This window comes from Candidatus Poriferisodalis sp. (assembly GCF_965204195.1).
Classification (GTDB): domain Bacteria; phylum Actinomycetota; class Acidimicrobiia; order Acidimicrobiales; family Poriferisodalaceae; genus Poriferisodalis.
Genome location: NZ_OZ241975.1, coordinates 2,197,730 through 2,216,692, shown reverse-complemented (window position 1 = coordinate 2,216,692; position 18,963 = coordinate 2,197,730). Strand labels below are relative to the sequence as shown.

The following is an 18,963-nucleotide window of genomic DNA, read 5'->3' as shown; positions in this document are numbered from 1 at the left end:
CCGGCGCTCAGGCCGGGATCCGCTTCACCGCCGTCTGCTCGCCGCGTTCTGATCAATCGGCGCCGAGGCCGGGAGTTACGCTCGCAGCCGTGAGCGAGGGGGGGGCGACGACGCCGGGACTGGTGTGCTCGCATCATCACCTCTACTCGGCGCTGGCCAGGGGCATGCCTGCGCCGCCACGCACGCCGGGAGGCTTTGCCGAGATCCTCGAACTGGTGTGGTGGCGCCTCGACCGGGCGCTCGACCTCGAGATGCTGGAGTGGTCGGCGAAGCTGGGCGCGCTCGAAGCGCTGGAATCGGGCTGCACGGCCATCGTCGATCATCACGAGTCGCCCAACGCCATCGACGGCTCGCTCGACGTGATCGCAGCGGCGTGCGCCGAGGTCGGCGTGCGGGTGAGTTGCTGCTACGGCGTCACCGACCGTCACGGCGCCGGCGGCGCCAGGCGCGGCCTCGCAGAGAACGAGCGCTACCTGGCCGCTGGCGGCTTGGGGTACGTCGGCGTCCATGCGGCGTTCACCTGCACCGATGACACGCTCGCGGCGGCCGCCGACTTGGCCAGCCGGCACGGTGTCGGCGTGCACATTCACGTGGCCGAAGGCCCCCCCGACGCAGACGCCGCAGAGCGGCTGGCCGGCCTCAGCGACGATCGCTGGCTGCTCATCCATGGCGTGCACCTGCCCACCGACCACGGTCTCGCCGGGACGATCGTGCACAACCCTCGCTCCAACATGAACAACGCAGTCGGCTACGCCGATCCGAGCCGGTTCGCTGCCACGAACCCCGTCGCGCTCGGCACCGACGGCATCGGCTCAGACATGCTCGATGAGTTCCGGGTGGCTTACGCCCGGCTGAGAGAGCACGACGTCACCGCCTCTCCCGACCCGCCGTGGGAATGGCTCGCACAGGGCTGGGAGCTGATGCCCGACGCCCGCAACGACACCGTGCGCTGGTCATACCCCAGCGCCGATCCGTGGCACCTCGCCTACACGCCCGGGGTGCACCCTCTCGACATCACGATCGACGGGGATCAGGTGCTGGTCGACGGCGTCGTGACGCGTGTTGACCCTGCCGAGGTGCGGGCCAAGGCAGCCGAGCAGGCCCAGCGGCTGTTCGCTGCGCTCGACGAACTCGACTGAGACCGAACTCGACGGAATCACTGGATTGGGGAGGTCAGCAATGGGTGCTCTGGTCAACCGGAACCCGCTGTTCGACGGGCGCGACTGGCCGGCTGTGTCGCCTGAGGTGATGGCGTTTCACCGCCGGCTGCCGGCGTACGCGCCGACGCTGGTTGTCGATGCTCCCCGGCTGGCCGACAGCCTCGGCGTGGGGCGAGTGCTGGTGAAGGCCGAGACGCAGCGCATGGGCCTGCCCTCGTTCAAGATCCTGGGTGCGTCGTGGGCGTCGTACCGCGCTGTCTGCGAGCACATCGGCGGCGAACCGCAGCCGTGGGCGAACATCAACGAGCTGGCGGCCAGCCTGGCGCACCTGCGGCCGATGACGCTGGCGGCTGCCACCGATGGCAACCACGGGCGAGCGGTCGCGTTCATGGCGCGCCTGCTGGGCTTCGACGCGCACATTTTGGTGCCCGACGGCACCTCGGAGGCTCGCATCGCCGCGATCGAGGGCGAGAGCGCCACGGTGACCGTCGTGGACGGCACTTACGACGACGCCATCACCCAAAGCGCCGAGATGGCCGGTGAGCGCTGCCTGGTCGTGTCGGACACCTCGTGGCCGGGGTACGAGACGATCCCCGCCAACGTCGCCGAGGGATACACGACGATCTTCGCCGAGGTCGACGACGCGCTCGCAGCCAACGGCATCGGCCAGCCCGATCTGGTCGCAGTGCCCGTGGGCGTCGGCGCCTTCATGGCTGCCGCCGTCACCCACTACCGCAGCGGGGAGCACCGGCCGGTGCTGGTGTCGGTGGAGCCAGACGACGCCAACTGCGTGCAGATGTCGACGATCAACGGGGAGATCACTGAGACCCCCGGCCCGCACCGGTCGATCATGGTCGGCCTCAACTGCGGCGTGCCCTCGCCGTTGGCGTGGCCGATGATGGCGAGCGGCGTCGACTGGTGCGTCTCGGTGAACAGCGACGCAGCCGGTGCTGCCATGGGGGACTTGGCCGATTCCCAAGTGGTCGCTGGCGAGACCGGCAGCGCCTCGCTGGCCGGCGTGCGGGCACTCCTGGCCGATGAGCAGGGCCGAGGGGTGCTGGACGACCCCGCAGGCGCCACCGTGCTGGTCATGGTGACCGAGGGCGCTACCGACCCCGCCAACTACGAGCGCATCGTTGGCCGCCCCGACACCGAAGTAGGCAGGGTGCTCACCGCTGCACGGTGAGGGCGGTCGGGCACAGCGTCACCGCTGCACGGTGAGCACAATTGGGCACAGCTATCCGCAGTACGTTGAGCGCCAGCCAAGTGACCTGAGATATGGGGGAGGCTCGTCATGCCGCTGGACCAAGCGAACTACCAGGCAATGCTCATCGACAAGCGCGACAACGGCGTTGCCGTGGTCACGCTGAACCGCCCAGAACGGCTCAACGCCGTGAACGGGCAGATGCATCACGAAATGGCGACGTTCACTCGCGACGCCCAGACCGACGACGACGTGAAGGTGGTGGTGCTCGCGGGAACCGGCCGTGCGTTCTGTGCTGGAGGCGACTTCAGCGACACCGGCGGGCCGGCAGTCAGCTTCGAAGAGGGGCGCCAGATCGTCGATCACCTGCTTGAGCTTCGCAAGCCGATCATCTCCGCCGTGCAGGGCTACGCGATGGGCCTCGGCGCCAACATCGCCCTGCTATGCGATGTCGTGGTGGCAGGGCACAGCTCGGTGTTCGCCGACACGCACGTCAACATGGGCATCGGCGCCGGCGACGGCGGCCAGGTGATCTGGCCGCTGCTGATGGGCGTGAACCGCGCGAAGTGGCACCTCATGACCGGCGAGCGGGTCACCGGCGAGATGCTCTACGACATCGGGCTCGTCAACTTCCTGGTGGACGACGACGCGATTCTCGACACGGCAGTCGAGAAAGCAGCCCAGCTCGCCGCCGGCCCGCAGAAGGCCATCAGCGCCTCGAAGGTGCCGATCAACAACTGGATCCGGCAGATGTCGGCGCAGATCCTGCCGCTGTCGCTCAGCCTGGAGGGCGAGACGTTTCACAGCAGCGACGCCCGGGAGGCCCAGCGGGCCTTCGTGGAGAAGCGCCCGCCCCAGTTCGACTAGCCATTCGTGGCGCTGCTCAGATAATGAAGGGCAGGTTCGGCAGCGGCGAAGTGGAGTTCACCAGCTCCACCTTCTTGGCGGACATGCGCAGTCCGTCGGCTGTGCGCCGCAGGCGGTGTGTCGCCCGGCCCGCCCACAGGCGCAGATGGCCCGTGGCCTGCACAGCGTGCTCGTAGAGCACGAAGTTGCTGGCGACTTCGAACTCGTCGCCTTCGGCGCCCAGGATCTCGATGTTCGACACCACCCGGCGCATCGACGACGGCGGATCCTGCGCGTGATGAACGCCGGTGGCGAGCTGCCGGATACGGGTGCCCAAGCGGGCCCGGTTGTCGTTGATGTAGCTGACCCGGGTGCCGGGCTCGTAGTCGCCCGGTCCGAATGGCACCCAGTAGTGCATGTCGTCGGTGACCAGCGCTTCCCACTCGTCGTAGCGGGATTCGTCCGCGAGCCGCGCTTCGAGATACACGAATGCCTCGATGTCGCGACGCGTTGGCTCGTCGACGATCGCCATCGCAGCCGCTCAGGCGTGGCCGTTTGGACTGCTGCCCGCGACGCTGGCCATGACCTTGCGGTAGTGGTGCCAGAAGCCGCGATTAGTGGTCTCGTCGGTGATGTCGCTCCAGCGCTGGCCGTCTTCGACGTGCTCGCGCTCGAGGCCCCGGCTGAGATCCACCCAGCCGTCCTCGCCAACTGCAGCCCCTTCGAAGGCACGATGCATGCGTTCGGCAATCACCGCGTCGTCGGTCAGGAAGAACGATGCAGGCCCCATCGCCGCCTCCGACTGCAACACGAGCCGCCGGTTGACGCTCTCGTCGGTGCCCTCGACCAGCAGGGGAGTGTGGTGGTGCACCGTCACGCCCGGCGAGACCGGTTCGATCCGGGCGATGTTCATTTCGGCCAGGAACAGGTTCGGGAACACCAGCGCGTGCGGCGGGCCGTCCCACATGATCGTCTTGGCCTTCTCGAAGCCATAGGACCCCTCAAGGGCCTCGCAGTAGTCGGCGACCTTCTCGCGTGTGGTGCCGAGCCAGGCCAGTTCGGAGGTGTAGCTGCGGCGGAAATCGAGTTCGACGTGGCCTCCGTCGTAGGCACGTGTGACCGACGCCGAGGCATCCTCGCCGGTCATGACGACTTCGTCGTAATAGGTGTCGGGCACCGCACGAGCCATCGAGGCATGGGTGAAGTTGAGGTGGTAGCCGTCGTTGTCGCTCTCGGGCCACATCTTCCAGTTCGAGTCGATGTGCTGGCCGATCCAGCCCGCCGAGAGGCGGACACTGCCGGTGGGCGACATATTCGATGTGCGATCAATGAGATCGGTGCCGCCGGCGCCGAGATGATCGCTCAGCGGTCCAGCAGTGCCGCTGCGGTTGGCGAAGACGAACCCCCGGTAGTCGTCGACCTGCCCGGGCCGGTCGAGCCCCAGGTCGGCGGTGTCTTTGTGGAAGCCCTTTGGTCCGGGCACGCCGAGCAGCGTGCCGTCGAGGTCGTAGGTCCAGCCGTGGTAAGCGCAGCGGAAGTTGCGGTGGTTGCCGTCGTTCTGCGGGCAGAGCGTGGTGCCGCGGTGCGCACAGCGGTTCGCCACGACGCTGATCGCACCGTCACGGTTGCGCACCATGAGCACCGGCTCGGCGCCGAGGCGCCGGGAGACCCAGTCGCCGACTTCGGGTACCTCGGACTCGTGGCCGACAAAGACCCAGCCGTCGGTGTAGATGCGTTGCATCTCGTCGGCGAACACAGCGGGATCGGTGTAGAGGCTGCCGTGGATGCGGTCGTCCTGCACGAGGTGCCGGTAGTCGTTCGATGCCGGTGAGCTCTGCACGGTCAGTGCCATCGATGTCCCCCCTCGGTGTCATCGAACGCTAGGCGTTCACGCGCCCGGTTGTCGCTGATGCCAGCTAGATGCCCGGCGTGCGGTAGCCGTCACGCCGCCACAGGATCGGGAAGTGGTTCTCGTCCATCTCGTCATCGGCGAGCCGGGCATAGCGCGAGTAGATCGGCCCGTTGCCCTCGCCGAAGCCGGCTCGGTTGAACCGAGTCTCGCTGGAGGCGCAATGCAGCACGAGCGCCCGCCGGTGCCGATCTGAGCTGTTCGGCCCCGAACCGTGCCACGCCCAACCGTGATGAAACGACCCGCCGCCGCCGGGCACCTCTACCGGCGCAATGTCGAGTTCAGCACGCGCGGCATCCGCCGCGGCAGTGACGGTCGCCCGGTAGTCCTCCGGCGCGTGGAACTCGCCCATCTGATCGCCGCCGGCGGGCCAGCGGTGCGATCCCCGTGCGATCTCCATGGTGCCGCCGCCGGCTGCCGTGTCGTCGAGCGCGATCCAGCACGAGAACATCTCGGTCGGCCTGTACCAGGCCAGGTAGGCGTTGTCTCGGTGGAAGCCCACCGAACGTGCGCCAGGAGGCTTCCACAGCACGTTGTCCTGGATGATGCGGGCACCAGGCCAGCCCGCCAGGGTGGCCACGGCCTCGCCGAGACGGGCATCGAGCACGGTGGAGGCAATCAGCCGGTCAGCCTTCCAGCCGTTGCAGATCTGCCGTGTCAAGGTCGGATCGTCGCGGCCGGAAAGCCAGTTGACCTCGTCGGGAGAGATGCCGGTCTCGAAGTCGCCGCAGAACAGCCGGTCGAACCGCTCCCGCAGCGGCTCGATCAGATCGGGGTCGATCAGCGAGTCAACCGCAACGAAGCCATCGGCGTTGAACGACTCCACATCGCCAGCGGCGAGCATCGCGCCAACCTACCCCGGCGTCGCCCGGCGGGCGGAAGCCTCGGACGGAGCGATGGGGGTGTCGCGATGAGGGCGCTGCGGCGGGGTGGACCGGAGCGGCGGGAACGGTGGGGTGGAGGGAACAGGTCGGCCGGATTTGGTCAGGTTGCTGGGAATCGGACCTCGATGCGGTCGCCGCTCACACGGGCTTCGTACGCCGTCAGGCACTCACCGACCGGGTTGATGGCCTCGCCGGTCGTGGTGTCGAACATCCAGTTGTGGAATTCGCAGACCAGGATCTCCTCGTCGAGCACACCGGTGTGCAGCGGGTTCTCCTGGTGCGGGCACACGTCGCGGAAAGCGCGCACCGCCTCGGCGTCCCGCACGAGCAGCACGGGCTTGCCGGCGACCTGCACGCCCATCATGTCGCCTTCCCACAGGTCGGCTTCATCGCACACGTCGTGCCAGCCGTCGCTCATGAGCGGTGCCGATCAGCCGAATGGTTCAGGCAGCTACGGGCGCCTGGGTTGCTGCCAGGCGTGCATCCATCGCAGCCTCCGCAGCGGCGGCGATGTCGTCGGCCGACAGCGGAGACCCAGGCACGGCGGCCACAGCCTCCGCCAGCGCGGCCGCCGCATCGACCGCTCGCGGCCTCCAGCGGCTGACCCACTTGGCGAACACCGCGACGTTGTCGGCATTGGCCGCCACGCTGAAACGTGCAACCTCTGCTGACCAGCGCCCCGCCCGTTCGCCGTCGTCACCCAAGCTCTTGAGCAGGAGCCAAGTGAGATCGTCTTCGTTGGCTCGGGCCACCTCGCCCAGCGACTCGAACAGCACCGACTCGACGGCCGGCCGGATCACCAGATTCGTCGCCGTGAGGGCCTCGCCGAAGTCGTAGGCGATCATGGCCGTCTCGATTGCCCGGCGGAGTGGCTGCCAAGCGGCCCCGCCCTGCCAGTGCTCTCGCTCGTCAGTTCCAAAACCGGCATCCGGGTGCGTCTGGTTCAGTTCTGTCGTGCGATACGCAGCGAGATTCACCACGCGGAAGCAATCCGCAGCCGCGAACGATGCAGCGTTGGTCAGGTACGACGTCGGCGACACCAGCCCGATGTAGGCCTGGATCTGCTGGATGCCGTGGTAGGGAAAGCGCAGCGGGCAGAACAGCGCACCCAGCGCCGCGAGCCAGTCTGTGCTCAACCCGGCGTCGTGTCCGGCTTCGCTGTACTCGTCCAACAGCGTGGCAGCCGTGTGCTCCGCCTCGGCCTGCCCGGTCGTATAGGCGCGGTAGGTCAGCCGGTCGGGATCACGGTATGCGTGCCAGTCGTCGACCTGCAGCGGCGAGCGGTCGCGGTAGGTCGACAGCCACATGTTCATCGGGCTCGTCGGGTTGGATTCGAGCGGTGCATGCCGGTCGGCCCGGGTTGTGTAGTTGAGATCGTGGCTGACGATCTCGTACTCCGTCGGCTTGCGGCGGATATCGCCGAAGGAGCTCCAGGTCCTCAGCTTGCGGGGCTGCGGCGCGGCCTCGGCCTCGGCCGGGGCGCCGTTGCCGGACCCGTTCTCGGCAGCGGTGTCGTCTGTCGCTTCGTCGCTCATGACCCGGCTTCCTCGTCGTACTCCCAGACGATCTCGTCGGTGCTGGTGTGGATGCGCCCGCTGAATGCCGACATCGACGCCTCAAGCTGCCGGAGCTCGAAGCGCTGCCCTAGGCGCCGCTGTGCCGACTCGCGGGTGAGTCGCAGGCGCCCAGTGGTCTGGATGCGCACATAGGCGCCCTGGTCGACGACATCGATGTCTGCATCGGGGTTGTCGTCCTCGATGGCCGCCAAGACCGGCCCGATGTCATCGCTCATGCGCAGCACCGGGCCGACCAAACGCCGTTGGCCGATGTCGCTGACCGTCATGGACTCGGCAGACGGCCCGCCAGTCGCTTGGTCATCGTCGTACACCCAGTCCACGTAGACGTTCGTGAGCGGGACGATTCCCGATTCGACGAGCATGGTGTCGCCGTCGAGCACCTTCCCCTCGTAGATGACCTTCTTCGGCAGGCCCAAGTCGCGCAGGCGCTTGCCGACCGAATGCACCGCCACCGCCTCAGCGAACTGATCGATGGTCATGTCGGTCATGCCCAGCACGAGCTGCGTGACGAAGTCATCGCCGAAGACGGCATTGACCGGGAACGGCTGCGGCGCTGGAGCGGCTTCCGCTGTGTCGCTCATGCCCCGCCGCCTGCTGCCGCGGCTGGCACGCGCTCGGAAGGCAGGTATTCCGCCGCCCAGGCGTAGCCCTCGGCGTCGTCGCCCATGACCTCCGGCGTGAGCCCCATCCAGGCCAGAATGCCGGGCACGTCGGGCTGGGCGATCTCGCCGCCGAGCAGACGGTGAATCACCGAGTTCTGGTGCAGCAGATCACGATCCTCCCACCAGATCTGGCGCGACACCTTCGAGTCGAAGTGGTACGTCCTGCCGCCGTAGGTGAGCGGGTAGCTCTTGATGGGGTACTTCGGATTGTTCGGCGCCCCGCAGGTGCCGATCGGCAGGTGCGTGAGGTCGCACAGCCACGGCAGCGTGGCCGGAAGCGTCTGCTCCATGTTGCCGTTGTTGATGTTCTCGGCGATCTGGTCCCAGATGAACCCGAATTCCTGCTCGAAGCGCGGGTACTTCTCGTTGAGCCACTCGCGTTCGTCCTTGCGCATGCCGGCTTTGGGCATCCACCACACGGTCGGTCGCCAGAACCACAGCCCCAGCGCCAAGGAGTGATGCCAGAGCTCCAGCCCGTCGAGGAATTCCTGCCAGTACCACGGCTTCTTGAGGCCGTACGACTCGATCGACGACACGAACTGGTCGACGATCCACTCCTCCATGAACTCCTTGTACGACTGCTTGCGGTGCTCGAGCGGCGTGTAGTAGTCCATCGCCGGCCCGGTGAGCACCGAGAAGAGCCGCGCCGCAGCCCAGAACGTCTTGTCGATGACCCACTGGGCTCGCTTGGGATCGTGCTCCATGAGGATCTCGAGCGTCGGCCCGCCCTGCTGAGCGTGACGGGCCTCATCGGTCTGGATGGACGAGATCATGTTGGCGAAGTTGATGTCGCCCGACGCCAGCGCATCCGACGCAAGCCCCACGAACTGCAGGTTCGTGAAGCCGGTCTCGAAGGTGAACGGCAACTGGATGGCCGTGTCGACGGCGTTGGGGTTCATCATCAGCCCGTCGAACACCGCCCGGGCGGCGATGATGCCCCACTCGTTGGTGTGATACGCCTTCTGCGTCCAGTCGAACTGCGGGTCCTTCTCCACAAGCTCGTGGGCCAACCACATGTTCATCTGCGTGTGGCGGATCTCGTCGAGTGCCCCGTACACGGCCGTATTGCGCCACGACGGAGCGAGGCCGAACCGGGCCATCTTCAGCTCGGCCGGCACGGCGATGAACTCGATCAGCGCAATGCCGCCGAAGTGCATCTTGGCCGCCGATTTCCAGCCCTCGTCGAGGGTGTCGAAGACCGATGACCGCTCCAGCGCCGCCTTGACGGAGTAGGCGCCGGCGTCCTTCTCAGCCTGGGTCGCCACGTACTCGGGGTACGAGGTGACATAGGGCTCTTTCCACTGCTTCCAGTCGTCGAGCGGGATCTTGCCGGTGCCTGAGATCCACTCCGGATACACGGCTTCGTGATCGACGTGGGTGAACTCCCACTCGACATCGCGGGTCAGGTCGAACCATTGCTCTCGCTTGAGCTTTGCCATGTCAGCCCACCTCCATCCAGTCGAGCTGTTGGTACCAGTCGGCGTTGTCCCAGTACGCCCGGTTGTTGTCGATGAGTCCCTCTTCGTTGACGTGCAGCACGAACAGGTGGGGCAGCCAGTAGGGCTTGCCGCTGTTGGCGACTGCTGCGAAGGGCTTGGCCTGCGTGCCGCCGATGTGCACCTCGACGGCGACGTTGCCGTTGTCGTCGGCCACCATCGAGGTGACGGCGTTGGTGAGGTTCGGGAAGGCGTCGATGAGGCTGTCCCAGATGGCCTTGCCCACCCCTCGCACTTTGCCTTCGCCACGGACCACACGCTGGCGGCCCCAAGCCTCGAAGGGGATGTAGTCGAAGCCGGCGTTGTCGTCGCACAGGTCGACCATGGCCTCGACGTCGCGGGCGCGGTAGGCGTCGAAGAATCCGCCGACGACCTGCACGGCCGTCTCGGCGCTGGCGCCGGATCGTTCGGTGGTGGCGGTTGCGGTCATGGGTGTGTCCAGTGTTGTGGCGGTGGTCTCGGTGGGTTCGGTGGCGGTGGGTTCGGAGGCGATGGTTTCGGCGGGTTCGGGTTCGGTGCAGCCTGCTCCCTCAGCTGGCTGCAGCGATATGCGGTGCTTCGGGCGACGTGGCCACGGGCGGGGTGGTCACGCTCTGGCCCGCCTCGGTGATGTTGATGTCGTCGAGTCGTCGCACGGCGAGGCGCCGCAGCAGGATCGTCTGGTCCCAGAAGCCCCGCAGCCGGGTGATCTTGCCGTCGGGTGCGATCGTCAGCCGCCAGGCCTGGTCGAGGTCGCAGTACTTCTCCTGGTTGGTGATGCCCAAGAAGTCGTCGCTCTGCGTGCCCGCGGTGCGAACCTCGACAGTCTCGACCGTTCCGTCGGGGTGCTCGGGGTCTGCGGCGAGGAAGCTGGCGCGCACCGTCACCCGCAGGTCGGCAAACGCGGCGAGCAAATCCGAGAAGTAGGCACGCCCCTCGGCGCCGAGCGTGCCCGCTGCTGCGAGATGCGGCAGCACGGCTTCGCCGTCTGGATCGCACAGCGCCATCGCTGCGTCGAGGTCTCGGGCGTTGAGGGCGCGTACCAGTGCGTCGCCGACCGACAGGCTGGCGTCGGCTGTGCTGTTCTCCCCAGCGGGCATCTACAGCACCTCCAGCTTCTTGAGAACTGCATCGGCCACTGCATCCGACGACGCTGGGTTCTGGCCGGTGACGACATTTCGATCGACCACCACGTGACTGACCCACTCGTTGGGGGCATTGTCGACCACGGCACCCTTGTTGCGGACCGCCGTCTCGACGTACCACGGCGCGCCGAGCTGGCCCACCGGTACTTGGTCTTCCTCGTCGTTGGTGAACACCGTCATGCGGTAGCCGTCGAGCAGCCACGCGCCGTCGTAACCCGTGCCGACGCTGAGCAGCGCCGCGGGACCGTGGCAGACGGCCGACACGACTTGGCTGCGCTCGTGGAAGTGCCGAACGAGGCGATCGACATCGGGATTCGCCGCCAGGTCGACCATCGGCCCGTGGCCGCCTGGGAAGAAGACCCCGTCGAAGCCCTCCAGCTCTTCGTTGGTGATGCCTGACAGCGATCGAGGATTCATCAGCAGGTCACTGGTGGTGAGCTCGATGCGTACGCGCTCGGCTTCGGCGGACGCCTCGCGCTGGACATCGCCCGCGATGGCACGCAGTTGTGCCTCGCCGGGGAACTCGCTGGGCGCCGCGCCCGTTGCCGGATCGCAGAGAGCGTCGACAAAGTTGCGGTCCTCGAACCAGGCAACGCGAGCGGCTGCTTCGATATGCGAGCGAGCGTCAACCGGATCGACGCCTGCGGAGCCGGCCGCAAGCTGGATGCTGCGAGCGGCAATGAGATCGAGCCCGGTCAGGTGGTGCAGGGTGATCCGGATGTCCTCGGGATCGACCGCGAACGTCCGGATCACCGATGCGAGGAAGTCTTCGTCCTCGTCGCGGTAGTGGAAGCGAGGCTCTAGGCCGAGCGGGTCGGGCGTGGGCGCTGCGCCGTCGGGCGTTGCAACCACCACCTCCACGTCGGCTTCGAGGTAGCGGTGCAGCGGTCGGTACACCTCTTCGGGCCAGTAGCCGATCTCGTGCGGCGTGCCATCGGCGAGCGCCATCTCCGTTGCACTGGACACCACGAACAACAGTCGTGCCATGAGCTTCCCCCGTGCTTGCCCCCATTGCTGCTGACCTTGCCCGGCGAGAGGAAAGGGCCAGTGCTCAGAACGTAGTCAGCATGGGGAAATACGTCAACGTAACGGGCGTTCAGGCGTGCCGCGTGAGCCGGATCTGGAGCACGCCGGCAGTGCTGAAGAGCCACGCGATTACTCTGCTGGCGCGGCGGACGAGGTTGCCAAGTGGAGCGATTGCACGGCGGCCAACGAAGGGCAGATGGGACCGAGGTGGCATGAAGACTGAGCCGGCCTTTGGGCCGGGCACGCCCGAGTACCAGGCGATCGTGGATCACGCGCTGATGACCACGCGGGGCGTCCGTCAGCGCCTCGACTTCGGCCGGGATGTCGATGACCAGACCATCCTCGACTGCATCGATGTCGCCGAGCAGGCACCGACCGGTGGGAACAACGGCAGCCGCCGTTGGATGATCATCAGGGATCAGCAGACCAAGGATCGGATGGCCGAGCTCTACCTGTCGGCTGGCGTCGATTGGGTCATCGAGACCGCGAAGCGGCTGGAAGGCAGCGGCCATCAGAACGAACGGCTGATGGCTGGTGCCCGTCATCTCGGCGAGAACATCGCCAGGACGCCGGCGCTCGTCATCCCCACGATTCTCGGACGCCACGACGGCAGCGGACGGCCCGGGTTGTTCGACTCGGTGATCCAGTCGGCGTGGAGCTTCATGGTGGCGCTGCGGAGCAGGGGCCTGGGGACCGTCTGGACCACGATGTACCTCAACGAGGCGCCCGCGGTCGCCGAGCTGCTGGAACTGCCGGACCATGTGACCCAGATCTGCCTGTTCCCGGTGGCCTACACGGTCGGCACCGACTTCAAGCCCACGTCGCGGCGTTACCCGGCCGCCGACATCGCCTACTTCGACCGTTATGGGCGCACCAGGACGCCCGCCGGACCAGGCGTTGTCGATGAGATCGATCTCAAGGCCAAGCCCGACTCGGTCCGGGCCGCCATCGAATCGCTCGACTCGCCGCCCGAGCGCTGGCGCTTCGACGTCGAACAGGTGCCCGGAGGAAGCCGGCTGCGCCTGCACGCCCTAGTGGATTCTGAGGGCGACGCATCGACGGTGTTGGCCGAGGTTCGACAAACGCTCGACGCGTTGGCTCAGCGGCTCAAGAGCTAACTCGTCCTGTCGGATCTGATGTTCCGGATGTCCTAGGACATCCGGCTGTGTCCGATGTTTCGGATGAGCTAGCTCATCCGGCTGTGTTTGATGTTCCGGATGTCTTAGGACATCCGGAAGTCGGGGTCGTGGCGGCGGAGTTCGCGGCGGGCGATGGTCATCTTGTGGACCTCGTCGGGGCCGTCAGCGATCCGCAGCGTCCGCATCTGGGCGTACATCTCGGCCAGCGGGAAGAACTGGGTGACGCCGCCGGCGCCGTGCACCTGGATGGCCCGATCGATGATCTTCAGCGCCATGTTGGGCACCACCACCTTGATGCCGGAGATCTCCTGCGCGGCGGCCTTGTTGCCGATGGTGTCCATCAGATGTGCCACATGCAGCACGTACTCGCGGGCCTGGTCGATCTCGATGCGTGCTTCGGCGATCCAGTCCTGGATGAGGCCTTGCTGGGCAACTGACTTGCCGAAGGTGTGGCGTTCGAGCGCCCGCTTGCACATGTACTCCAGTGCCCGCTCGGCGACGCCGATCGAGCGCATGCAGTGGTGGATGCGTCCGGGGCCCAGCCGGGCCTGGCTGATGGCGAAGCCCTCGCCCTCGCCGCCGAGGATGTGATCCTCGGGCACGCGCACGTTCTCGTACACCAACTCGGGGTGACCGCCCCGGTGGTGGTAGCCGAACACCAGCGGGTCGCGTTCCACCGTGATGCCCTCGGCATCGCGAGGCACCACGATCATCGACTGCTGGCGATGGCGCGGGCCGTCGGGGTCGTTCTTGCCCATCACGATGAGCACCTTGCACTCGGGCCGCAGCGCGTTCGAGGAGAACCACTTGCGCCCGTTCAGCACGTACTCGTCGCCGTCCTTGTCGATCCGCAGCCGGATGTTGGAAGCATCCGAGCTGGCAACCTCGGGCTCGGTCATCGAGAAGGTCGAGCGGAACTCTCCCTCCAGCAGCGGTGCCAGGTACTGCTGCTTGACCCGCTCGGAGCCGTACAGGTTCAGGATCTCCATGTTGCCGGTGTCAGGCGCCGCGCAGTTCAGCGCCTCGGAGCTGAACGACACCTTGCCGAGCTCTTCGGAGATCGGCGAGTAGTCCAGGTTGGACAGCTTCGTGCCGGGGGCCTGCGGGTCGAGGTGGGGGATGAACAGGTTCCACAGGCCACGCTCGCGTGCCGCTGCCTTGAGCTTCTCCATGATCGCCGGGGTGGCGTGCACCTGCCCGGCGGCTACGAGCTCTTCGTACTGCTCGTTGTACTCCTCCTCGTTGGGATAGATGTGGTCGTCCATGAACGACTTGACGGCCTCCTGCATCTCGAGGCCCTTGTCGGTGTAGGCGTGCGCCATATCGGTGCTCCCGTTTCGTCGGTGAGATGGGGCGAGGTTGGCACCTTGCGGTGAGCGGGCGCCACTGCGCCCCGAAAGCTAGCCCGCGGACGTGCGGCGTTTCAGGGCCGCGGCTGGGCGGCGGCAATAGCGGGTGTGGCCCACGTGCGCGGCACGCCGGGACAGATCAGGCTGCGGAAGGTCAGATGTAGCTGGCGACGCCGCCATCGATGGTCAGGCAGCTGCCGTTGATGTAGTTGGCGGCGCCAGACGCCAGGAAGACCACGCCGGCTGCCACCTCCTCCGCAGTGCCGTAGCGCCCCTGGGGCACGCCGGTGGAGTTGCGGGCGAAGATGGCCTCGGCATCGGTGTCGTTCGCCTCGGCAATCTCGGCTGCCGCCCGCTCCCACATATCGGTGCGGATGAGGCCGGGGATGATGGTGTTGGTGAGGACGTTGTCGGCGCCGTACTTGCCCGCCAGTGCCTTGGCGGTGGCCACCATTGCCGCCTTGGTTGCGGCGTAGTCGATGAGCGCTGCGTTCGGCGAGAATGCGGCGCCGCTGGCGATCATGATGATCCGACCCCACTTCTGCTCACGCATGTGCGGCAGGCAAGCGCGGGTGCAGCGCACTGCCGACATGACGTTCAGCTCGTGCAGGCTGGTCCAGTCATCGTCGGACATATACAGGAAGTTGCGTGACGGCGACGCCCCTACGTTGTTCACCAAGATGTCGATGGGGCCTATCTGGGCTGCGACCATTTCCAGGATCTCTTCGATGGCATCTACCTCGGTCATGTCGCCGAAGTAACCGTGCACTGCTCCCGGCCCTGATGGCGGCCGATAGGCGCTCAGCTTGATGACTGCCTCTGGACCGCGGGCGCAGAAGGCGACCTGTGCACCATGATCCGCGAGCAGGCGGACCGACGCGTTCCCGATGCCCTTGGAAGCCCCGGTCACTAGCGCCACTCGTCCCGAAAGATCCATGTCCAGCATCAAGTGTCCTCCTGATAGTCGGTGATCCTGATCGTTGCCTTGTGACGCAGGACGCTCAGTCCGTTACGGCGAGCGGCTTATCCGCGCCAGCGTCGGCCGCAGCGTAGGCGGCACTCGCTCGTGCGCCGGAGGCAGCGTGGGGGGCATGCGCGTCGAACTCGGCGACGCCCTGCTTGATCCGGGGGATGAGCTCGCGGCCGAAGTCGACGGCGTCGTTGAAGGGGTCGAAGCCGCGGATCAGCACGTAGCCGACGTCACTCACGCCGCCGCCGGCTGGCATGCCCAGCTGGTAGTAGCGCAATATCGCGTCGGCTACTTGCTCGGGCGTGCCGACTAGGCATGAGGTGTTGCCGGGAGCACCGGTGGCTTCGGCGATCTTGAGCCACAGCCGCTCGTCGTGCACGTCGCTCGCAGCGGCATAGCCCAGCATCCGCTCGCCGCCACGGTCGTAGGGCATGCCCCGGTGACTGCCTGCCACGGTCAGCTTGTCGGTGCCGGCAGCCTCGATGCCGCCCAAGATGCGATGAGCCCGGTCCCACGCCTCGCCTTCGGTGTCGCCCAGGATGGGTCGGACGCTGATCGAGAAACGCGGCGTGCGTCCGTATGCAGCGGCCCGGCGCCGGAAGTCGCCGAACCGCTCGGCCACGGCGGCGCGCGGCTCTGCGTAGATGGCGTACACGTCGCAACGCTGTGCGCCCATCTCCAGCGCTTCTTCGCTGGAGCCCCCGAAGAAGACGGGCGGCGACGGCTGCTGCAGCGGTTGCACGTCGGCACGCACGTTGCTGAACCGGTAGTACGGCCCGTCGTGGTCGAACGGCTCGGTTGAGGTCCAGGTGCGGCGCATCACGTCGATGTACTCGCCGGCACGTGCGTAGCGCTCGGCCTTCGGCAGGTAGTCGCCGTCGCGCTGATTGTCCGTGTCGCTGGCCCCGGCGATGATGTGCAGTGCGAAGCGCCCCCCGCTGAGCTGGTCGAACGTGGCTGCCTTGCGGGCTGCCAGCGTGGGGGCCACGAAACCCGGCCGGTGTGCGACGAGATAGCCGAGCCGCTCGGTCACCGAGGCTGCGTGGGTTGCCACCGACCACCCGTCGGCCGATGTGGAGGTGTAGCCCACCAGCACCAGGTCGAAGCCGGCCTCGTCGTGTGCGCGGCTGAAGTCCTCGAGGAACTGGCGAGACAGCCCGCCCTCGATGACATGCACGGTCGAGTCGTCCTTGGGCGGCGACACGCCGATCATCCCGATGACATCCAGCGGCACATCACCACGGTACGCGCCGTGTCGAAGCGACGCAGCGGCCGAGCGTTGTACTGCGCATGCAGGAACGGGACGCCGCGACCGTCGCCCGGGAACTCCGGCGCAACAAACCACTTGCGGAATACCATCGGTGTTCGTGCGGATCGCTGGCTGCGTCCGTGCTTGCCGTCACGATTCCGTGGCGGCTGCCAGGAGTGGAGCGCCGACCGACATGCCAGAACGACCACCTGTCACCGACTGGGCAACAGACTTCGACCATCTCAGCGAGGAGTGGGCCGCGCAGGGACCTGAGATCCTGGCCGACCTACGCGAGCGCTGCCCGGTAGCCCAGACCGAGCGCTTCTACGGCGCGTACCTGGTGACCCGTCACGACGACATCGTCGAGACCGCCCGTGCCACCGACACGTTCTCGAATTGCATCACTGCGGTCAACACCAATCACCCCGACAACATCAAGCTGGACCTGTCGCCGATCACGCTGGATCCGCCCGAGCATGGACCGGTCCGCCGGCCGCTGCTGCCGTCCTTCAGCCCGAAGGCCACCGACGAGCTGGAACCGACGGTCGTCGCCATGGCCGAACGCCTGCTCGACGACATGGGTGATCGCAAGCTGGTGGATGGCGCCCTCGACTTCGCGCAGTTGTTGCCCGTCGAAGTCATGGGCCACCTGTTCGGGGTCTCAGCCGAGATGGGTCCGACGTTCCGGCAATGGGTGGACGGGATGCTCAAGGAAGGCCAGATCGACCTCGACATCGCACGCAAAGCCGCCAGCGAAGTGCAGCAGTTCTTTGCGGCCCAACTGGCGGATCGTGAAGCAATGGGCGACGACGCGCCCGATGACCTGGTGACCATGGTGCTGAATGCCGAAGCTGAGCTGGGCAACGGAAGCACACGCCCGTTCGGCCGCAAGGAACGCATCGGCGCGCTGTTCGTGCTGATGCTCGGCGGCATCGACACGACGTGGTCGACGCTGGGCTCGATGCTGTTCCACCTCGGTTCCCACCCGGACGATCTCGAGCGGCTGGTGAACGAGCCTGAGCTGATGCCCACGGCCATCGAAGAGTTCCTGCGCTACTACAGCCCGGTCACGATTGCCCGGTACATCACCGAGGATGCCGACATCGCGGGCTGCCCCGTGTCGGGCGGCCGCCGTGTGCTGCTGTCGTACCCGTCGGCGAATCGCGACCCGGACTACTTCGAGAATCCCGACGAGTTGATCCTGGACCGCCAGAACAACCGACACATGGCGTTCGGGGTGGGGGTGCACCGGTGCCTGGGCTCGAACTTGGCGCGGATGGAACTGCGAGTGGGGCTCACCGCATGGCTCGAGCGTTACCCGAACTTCGAGCTAGCCGTCGAGCCTGACGAGGTGAAGTGGTCGGTGGGTCCGATCCGCGGGCCCCGCAGCGTGCCCATCCGGATCCTGGACTGACCCGGCGAAGCAAACAGCCCATGAAGTTCGGCCCATGAAATTCGGCGCGGTCCTGCCGACGTGCGAGATCGGCTCTGATCCGCTGGCCCTGCGTGACTGGGCGCAGGCAGCCGAATCGCTCGGCTACTCGCACATCGTCACCTACGACCATGTGCTCGGTGCCGAGCACGCCGGACGCGAGCCGGCTTTCTGGGGTCCCTACACCGAGCACGACGACTTCCACGAGCCGTTCGTGCTCTTCGGCTACCTGGCCGGTGTCACCCGCACCATCGAATTCGAAACCGGGATCATCATCCTGCCGCAGCGACAGGCTGCACTGGTGGCCAAGCAGGCGGCCGAGGTCGATCTGCTGTCCGGCGGGCGCTTCCGCCTGGGCGTGGGCTCGGGCTGGAACTACGTCGAGTACCAGTCGCTCGGCGCCGATTGGCACCGGCGCGGTGCGCTGCTGGACGATCAGATCGCTGTCATCCGGGCGCTGTGGGAGAACGGCGTCATCGACTACACGAGCGAGTTCCACCGCATCGACCGGGCCGGCATCCAGCCCCGCCCTGCGCGGCGCATCCCGATCTGGTTCGGCGGCTACACGCCGGCAGCGTTGCGGCGCGCTGCACGCCTGGGCGACGGCTTCACCTTCGGCGACTCAGGACCCGACACCGTTGCACTGGCTGACCGGCTGCGGGAGCTGCTCGCCGACCAGGGGCGCGATCCGGCTGGGTTCGCGCTGGAGGGCGAGGCCAACTACGGCATCGGGGCGGACCGTTGGACGGCCCTCGTCGACGAATCTCGGGCTGCGGGCTTCAGCCACTTCTCGATCAACTGCCAGAGCACCACCTGCGAGTGGGGCGGCAATCCGGCTGCCAACCTGCAGAACACGGCCGAGCACATCGCCGCACTGGAGACCTTCATCTCGTCGGTGCACTGAACTAGAACCGGGTGGGACGCCCACAGCACGAG

General features: G+C 66.9%; 19 protein-coding genes. 6 read left to right on the top strand and 13 right to left on the bottom strand.

Annotation, left to right across the window (positions count from 1 at the left end; translation table 11 throughout):
* The first annotated feature begins 89 nt into the window (after positions 1 to 89).
* From ACOGI8_RS09810 to ACOGI8_RS09800, 3 genes are all read left to right on the top strand, one after another.
* Positions 90 to 1,139: an amidohydrolase family protein gene (locus ACOGI8_RS09810; protein ID WP_419853621.1), complete on the top strand. Its 1,050-nt coding sequence runs from the start codon at positions 90 to 92 to the stop codon at positions 1,137 to 1,139.
* 40 nt (positions 1,140 to 1,179) lie between these two features.
* Complete coding sequence (locus ACOGI8_RS09805) at positions 1,180 to 2,346, top strand: diaminopropionate ammonia-lyase (RefSeq protein WP_419853620.1); 1,167 nt, start codon at positions 1,180 to 1,182, stop codon at positions 2,344 to 2,346.
* Between the two features lie 108 nt (positions 2,347 to 2,454).
* Positions 2,455 to 3,231: an enoyl-CoA hydratase-related protein gene (locus ACOGI8_RS09800; RefSeq protein ID WP_419853619.1), complete on the top strand. Its 777-nt coding sequence runs from the start codon at positions 2,455 to 2,457 to the stop codon at positions 3,229 to 3,231.
* Positions 3,232 to 3,247: 16 nt separating this feature from the next.
* On the opposite strand, the gene ACOGI8_RS09795 is transcribed toward ACOGI8_RS09800, so the two are convergent.
* The 10 genes from ACOGI8_RS09795 to ACOGI8_RS09750 all read right to left on the bottom strand — a co-directional run bounded on the left by ACOGI8_RS09795 (position 3,248) and on the right by ACOGI8_RS09750 (position 11,849).
* Positions 3,248 to 3,742, bottom strand: coding sequence for an aromatic-ring-hydroxylating dioxygenase subunit beta (locus ACOGI8_RS09795; RefSeq protein WP_419853618.1), 495 nt, complete (start codon positions 3,740 to 3,742; stop codon positions 3,248 to 3,250).
* Between the two features lie 9 nt (positions 3,743 to 3,751).
* The gene (locus ACOGI8_RS09790) at positions 3,752 to 5,062 is read right to left on the bottom strand and encodes an aromatic ring-hydroxylating oxygenase subunit alpha (RefSeq protein WP_419853617.1); all 1,311 of its coding nucleotides are present in this window, start codon (positions 5,060 to 5,062) and stop codon (positions 3,752 to 3,754) included.
* 64 nt (positions 5,063 to 5,126) lie between these two features.
* On the bottom strand, positions 5,127 to 5,963 hold the full coding sequence (locus ACOGI8_RS09785) for a phytanoyl-CoA dioxygenase family protein (protein WP_419853616.1): 837 nt from the start codon (positions 5,961 to 5,963) through the stop codon (positions 5,127 to 5,129).
* 140 nt (positions 5,964 to 6,103) lie between these two features.
* Complete coding sequence (locus ACOGI8_RS09780) at positions 6,104 to 6,421, bottom strand: Rieske (2Fe-2S) protein (RefSeq protein ID WP_419853615.1); 318 nt, start codon at positions 6,419 to 6,421, stop codon at positions 6,104 to 6,106.
* A 25-nt stretch (positions 6,422 to 6,446) separates the two neighbouring features.
* Entirely contained in the window at positions 6,447 to 7,538 is a 1,092-nt protein-coding gene (locus ACOGI8_RS09775) for a toluene hydroxylase (RefSeq protein WP_419853614.1), read from the bottom strand.
* Positions 7,535 to 8,161 carry an MmoB/DmpM family protein gene (locus ACOGI8_RS09770; RefSeq protein ID WP_419853613.1) on the bottom strand — a complete coding sequence of 209 codons (627 nt, stop codon included), beginning with the start codon at positions 8,159 to 8,161 and terminating at the stop codon, positions 7,535 to 7,537. The genes ACOGI8_RS09775 and ACOGI8_RS09770 overlap by 4 nt, the downstream gene beginning before the upstream one ends.
* The gene (locus ACOGI8_RS09765) at positions 8,158 to 9,681 is read right to left on the bottom strand and encodes a toluene monooxygenase (protein WP_419853612.1); all 1,524 of its coding nucleotides are present in this window, start codon (positions 9,679 to 9,681) and stop codon (positions 8,158 to 8,160) included. Before ACOGI8_RS09765 ends, ACOGI8_RS09770 begins: the two co-directional genes overlap by 4 nt.
* A gap of 1 nt (position 9,682) precedes the next feature.
* Positions 9,683 to 10,168 (bottom strand): nuclear transport factor 2 family protein, encoded by a 486-nt coding sequence (locus ACOGI8_RS09760; RefSeq protein WP_419853611.1) that lies wholly within the window; start codon positions 10,166 to 10,168, stop codon positions 9,683 to 9,685.
* A 100-nt stretch (positions 10,169 to 10,268) separates the two neighbouring features.
* Positions 10,269 to 10,817: a nuclear transport factor 2 family protein gene (locus tag ACOGI8_RS09755; RefSeq protein ID WP_419853610.1), complete on the bottom strand. Its 549-nt coding sequence runs from the start codon at positions 10,815 to 10,817 to the stop codon at positions 10,269 to 10,271.
* Positions 10,818 to 11,849, bottom strand: a complete 1,032-nt coding sequence (locus ACOGI8_RS09750; RefSeq protein ID WP_419853609.1) for a type 1 glutamine amidotransferase domain-containing protein — start codon at positions 11,847 to 11,849, stop codon at positions 10,818 to 10,820.
* 251 nt (positions 11,850 to 12,100) lie between these two features.
* Between ACOGI8_RS09750 and ACOGI8_RS09745 the strand changes: the two genes are divergently transcribed.
* The gene (locus ACOGI8_RS09745) at positions 12,101 to 13,006 is read left to right on the top strand and encodes a nitroreductase family protein (protein WP_419853608.1); all 906 of its coding nucleotides are present in this window, start codon (positions 12,101 to 12,103) and stop codon (positions 13,004 to 13,006) included.
* A gap of 104 nt (positions 13,007 to 13,110) precedes the next feature.
* Here ACOGI8_RS09745 and ACOGI8_RS09740 read toward each other — a convergent pair whose 3' ends face one another.
* The 3 genes from ACOGI8_RS09740 to ACOGI8_RS09730 all read right to left on the bottom strand — a co-directional run bounded on the left by ACOGI8_RS09740 (position 13,111) and on the right by ACOGI8_RS09730 (position 16,580).
* Positions 13,111 to 14,349, bottom strand: a complete 1,239-nt coding sequence (locus tag ACOGI8_RS09740; RefSeq protein WP_419853607.1) for an acyl-CoA dehydrogenase family protein — start codon at positions 14,347 to 14,349, stop codon at positions 13,111 to 13,113.
* Between the two features lie 181 nt (positions 14,350 to 14,530).
* The gene (locus ACOGI8_RS09735) at positions 14,531 to 15,322 is read right to left on the bottom strand and encodes an SDR family NAD(P)-dependent oxidoreductase (RefSeq protein ID WP_419853606.1); all 792 of its coding nucleotides are present in this window, start codon (positions 15,320 to 15,322) and stop codon (positions 14,531 to 14,533) included.
* A 55-nt stretch (positions 15,323 to 15,377) separates the two neighbouring features.
* Positions 15,378 to 16,580, bottom strand: a complete 1,203-nt coding sequence (locus ACOGI8_RS09730) for an LLM class flavin-dependent oxidoreductase (RefSeq protein ID WP_419853605.1) — start codon at positions 16,578 to 16,580, stop codon at positions 15,378 to 15,380.
* Between the two features lie 208 nt (positions 16,581 to 16,788).
* Between ACOGI8_RS09730 and ACOGI8_RS09725 the strand changes: the two genes are divergently transcribed.
* Both ACOGI8_RS09725 and ACOGI8_RS09720 read left to right on the top strand, forming a co-directional pair.
* Entirely contained in the window at positions 16,789 to 18,009 is a 1,221-nt protein-coding gene (locus tag ACOGI8_RS09725) for a cytochrome P450 (RefSeq protein WP_419853604.1), read from the top strand.
* 34 nt (positions 18,010 to 18,043) lie between these two features.
* The gene (locus tag ACOGI8_RS09720) at positions 18,044 to 18,931 is read left to right on the top strand and encodes an LLM class F420-dependent oxidoreductase (RefSeq protein WP_419853603.1); all 888 of its coding nucleotides are present in this window, start codon (positions 18,044 to 18,046) and stop codon (positions 18,929 to 18,931) included.
* Positions 18,932 to 18,963: the final 32 nt, after the last annotated feature.

Bases quoted from the DNA above. Each gene is read 5' to 3' on its own strand.
- ACOGI8_RS09805 (WP_419853620.1), top strand. From the start codon at position 1,180: ATGGGTGCTCTGGTCAACCGGAACCCGCTGTTCGACGGGCGCGACTGG.
- ACOGI8_RS09800 (WP_419853619.1), top strand. From the start codon at position 2,455: ATGCCGCTGGACCAAGCGAACTACCAGGCAATGCTCATCGACAAGCGC.
- ACOGI8_RS09795 (WP_419853618.1), bottom strand. From the start codon at position 3,742: ATGGCGATCGTCGACGAGCCAACGCGTCGCGACATCGAGGCATTCGTG.
- ACOGI8_RS09790 (WP_419853617.1), bottom strand. From the start codon at position 5,062: ATGGCACTGACCGTGCAGAGCTCACCGGCATCGAACGACTACCGGCAC.
- ACOGI8_RS09785 (WP_419853616.1), bottom strand. From the start codon at position 5,963: ATGCTCGCCGCTGGCGATGTGGAGTCGTTCAACGCCGATGGCTTCGTT.
- ACOGI8_RS09780 (WP_419853615.1), bottom strand. From the start codon at position 6,421: ATGAGCGACGGCTGGCACGACGTGTGCGATGAAGCCGACCTGTGGGAA.
- ACOGI8_RS09775 (WP_419853614.1), bottom strand. From the start codon at position 7,538: ATGAGCGACGAAGCGACAGACGACACCGCTGCCGAGAACGGGTCCGGC.
- ACOGI8_RS09770 (WP_419853613.1), bottom strand. From the start codon at position 8,161: ATGAGCGACACAGCGGAAGCCGCTCCAGCGCCGCAGCCGTTCCCGGTC.
- ACOGI8_RS09765 (WP_419853612.1), bottom strand. From the start codon at position 9,681: ATGGCAAAGCTCAAGCGAGAGCAATGGTTCGACCTGACCCGCGATGTC.
- ACOGI8_RS09760 (WP_419853611.1), bottom strand. From the start codon at position 10,168: ATGACCGCAACCGCCACCACCGAACGATCCGGCGCCAGCGCCGAGACG.
- ACOGI8_RS09755 (WP_419853610.1), bottom strand. From the start codon at position 10,817: ATGCCCGCTGGGGAGAACAGCACAGCCGACGCCAGCCTGTCGGTCGGC.
- ACOGI8_RS09750 (WP_419853609.1), bottom strand. From the start codon at position 11,849: ATGGCACGACTGTTGTTCGTGGTGTCCAGTGCAACGGAGATGGCGCTC.
- ACOGI8_RS09745 (WP_419853608.1), top strand. From the start codon at position 12,101: ATGAAGACTGAGCCGGCCTTTGGGCCGGGCACGCCCGAGTACCAGGCG.
- ACOGI8_RS09740 (WP_419853607.1), bottom strand. From the start codon at position 14,349: ATGGCGCACGCCTACACCGACAAGGGCCTCGAGATGCAGGAGGCCGTC.
- ACOGI8_RS09735 (WP_419853606.1), bottom strand. From the start codon at position 15,322: ATGCTGGACATGGATCTTTCGGGACGAGTGGCGCTAGTGACCGGGGCT.
- ACOGI8_RS09725 (WP_419853604.1), top strand. From the start codon at position 16,789: ATGCCAGAACGACCACCTGTCACCGACTGGGCAACAGACTTCGACCAT.
- ACOGI8_RS09720 (WP_419853603.1), top strand. From the start codon at position 18,044: ATGAAATTCGGCGCGGTCCTGCCGACGTGCGAGATCGGCTCTGATCCG.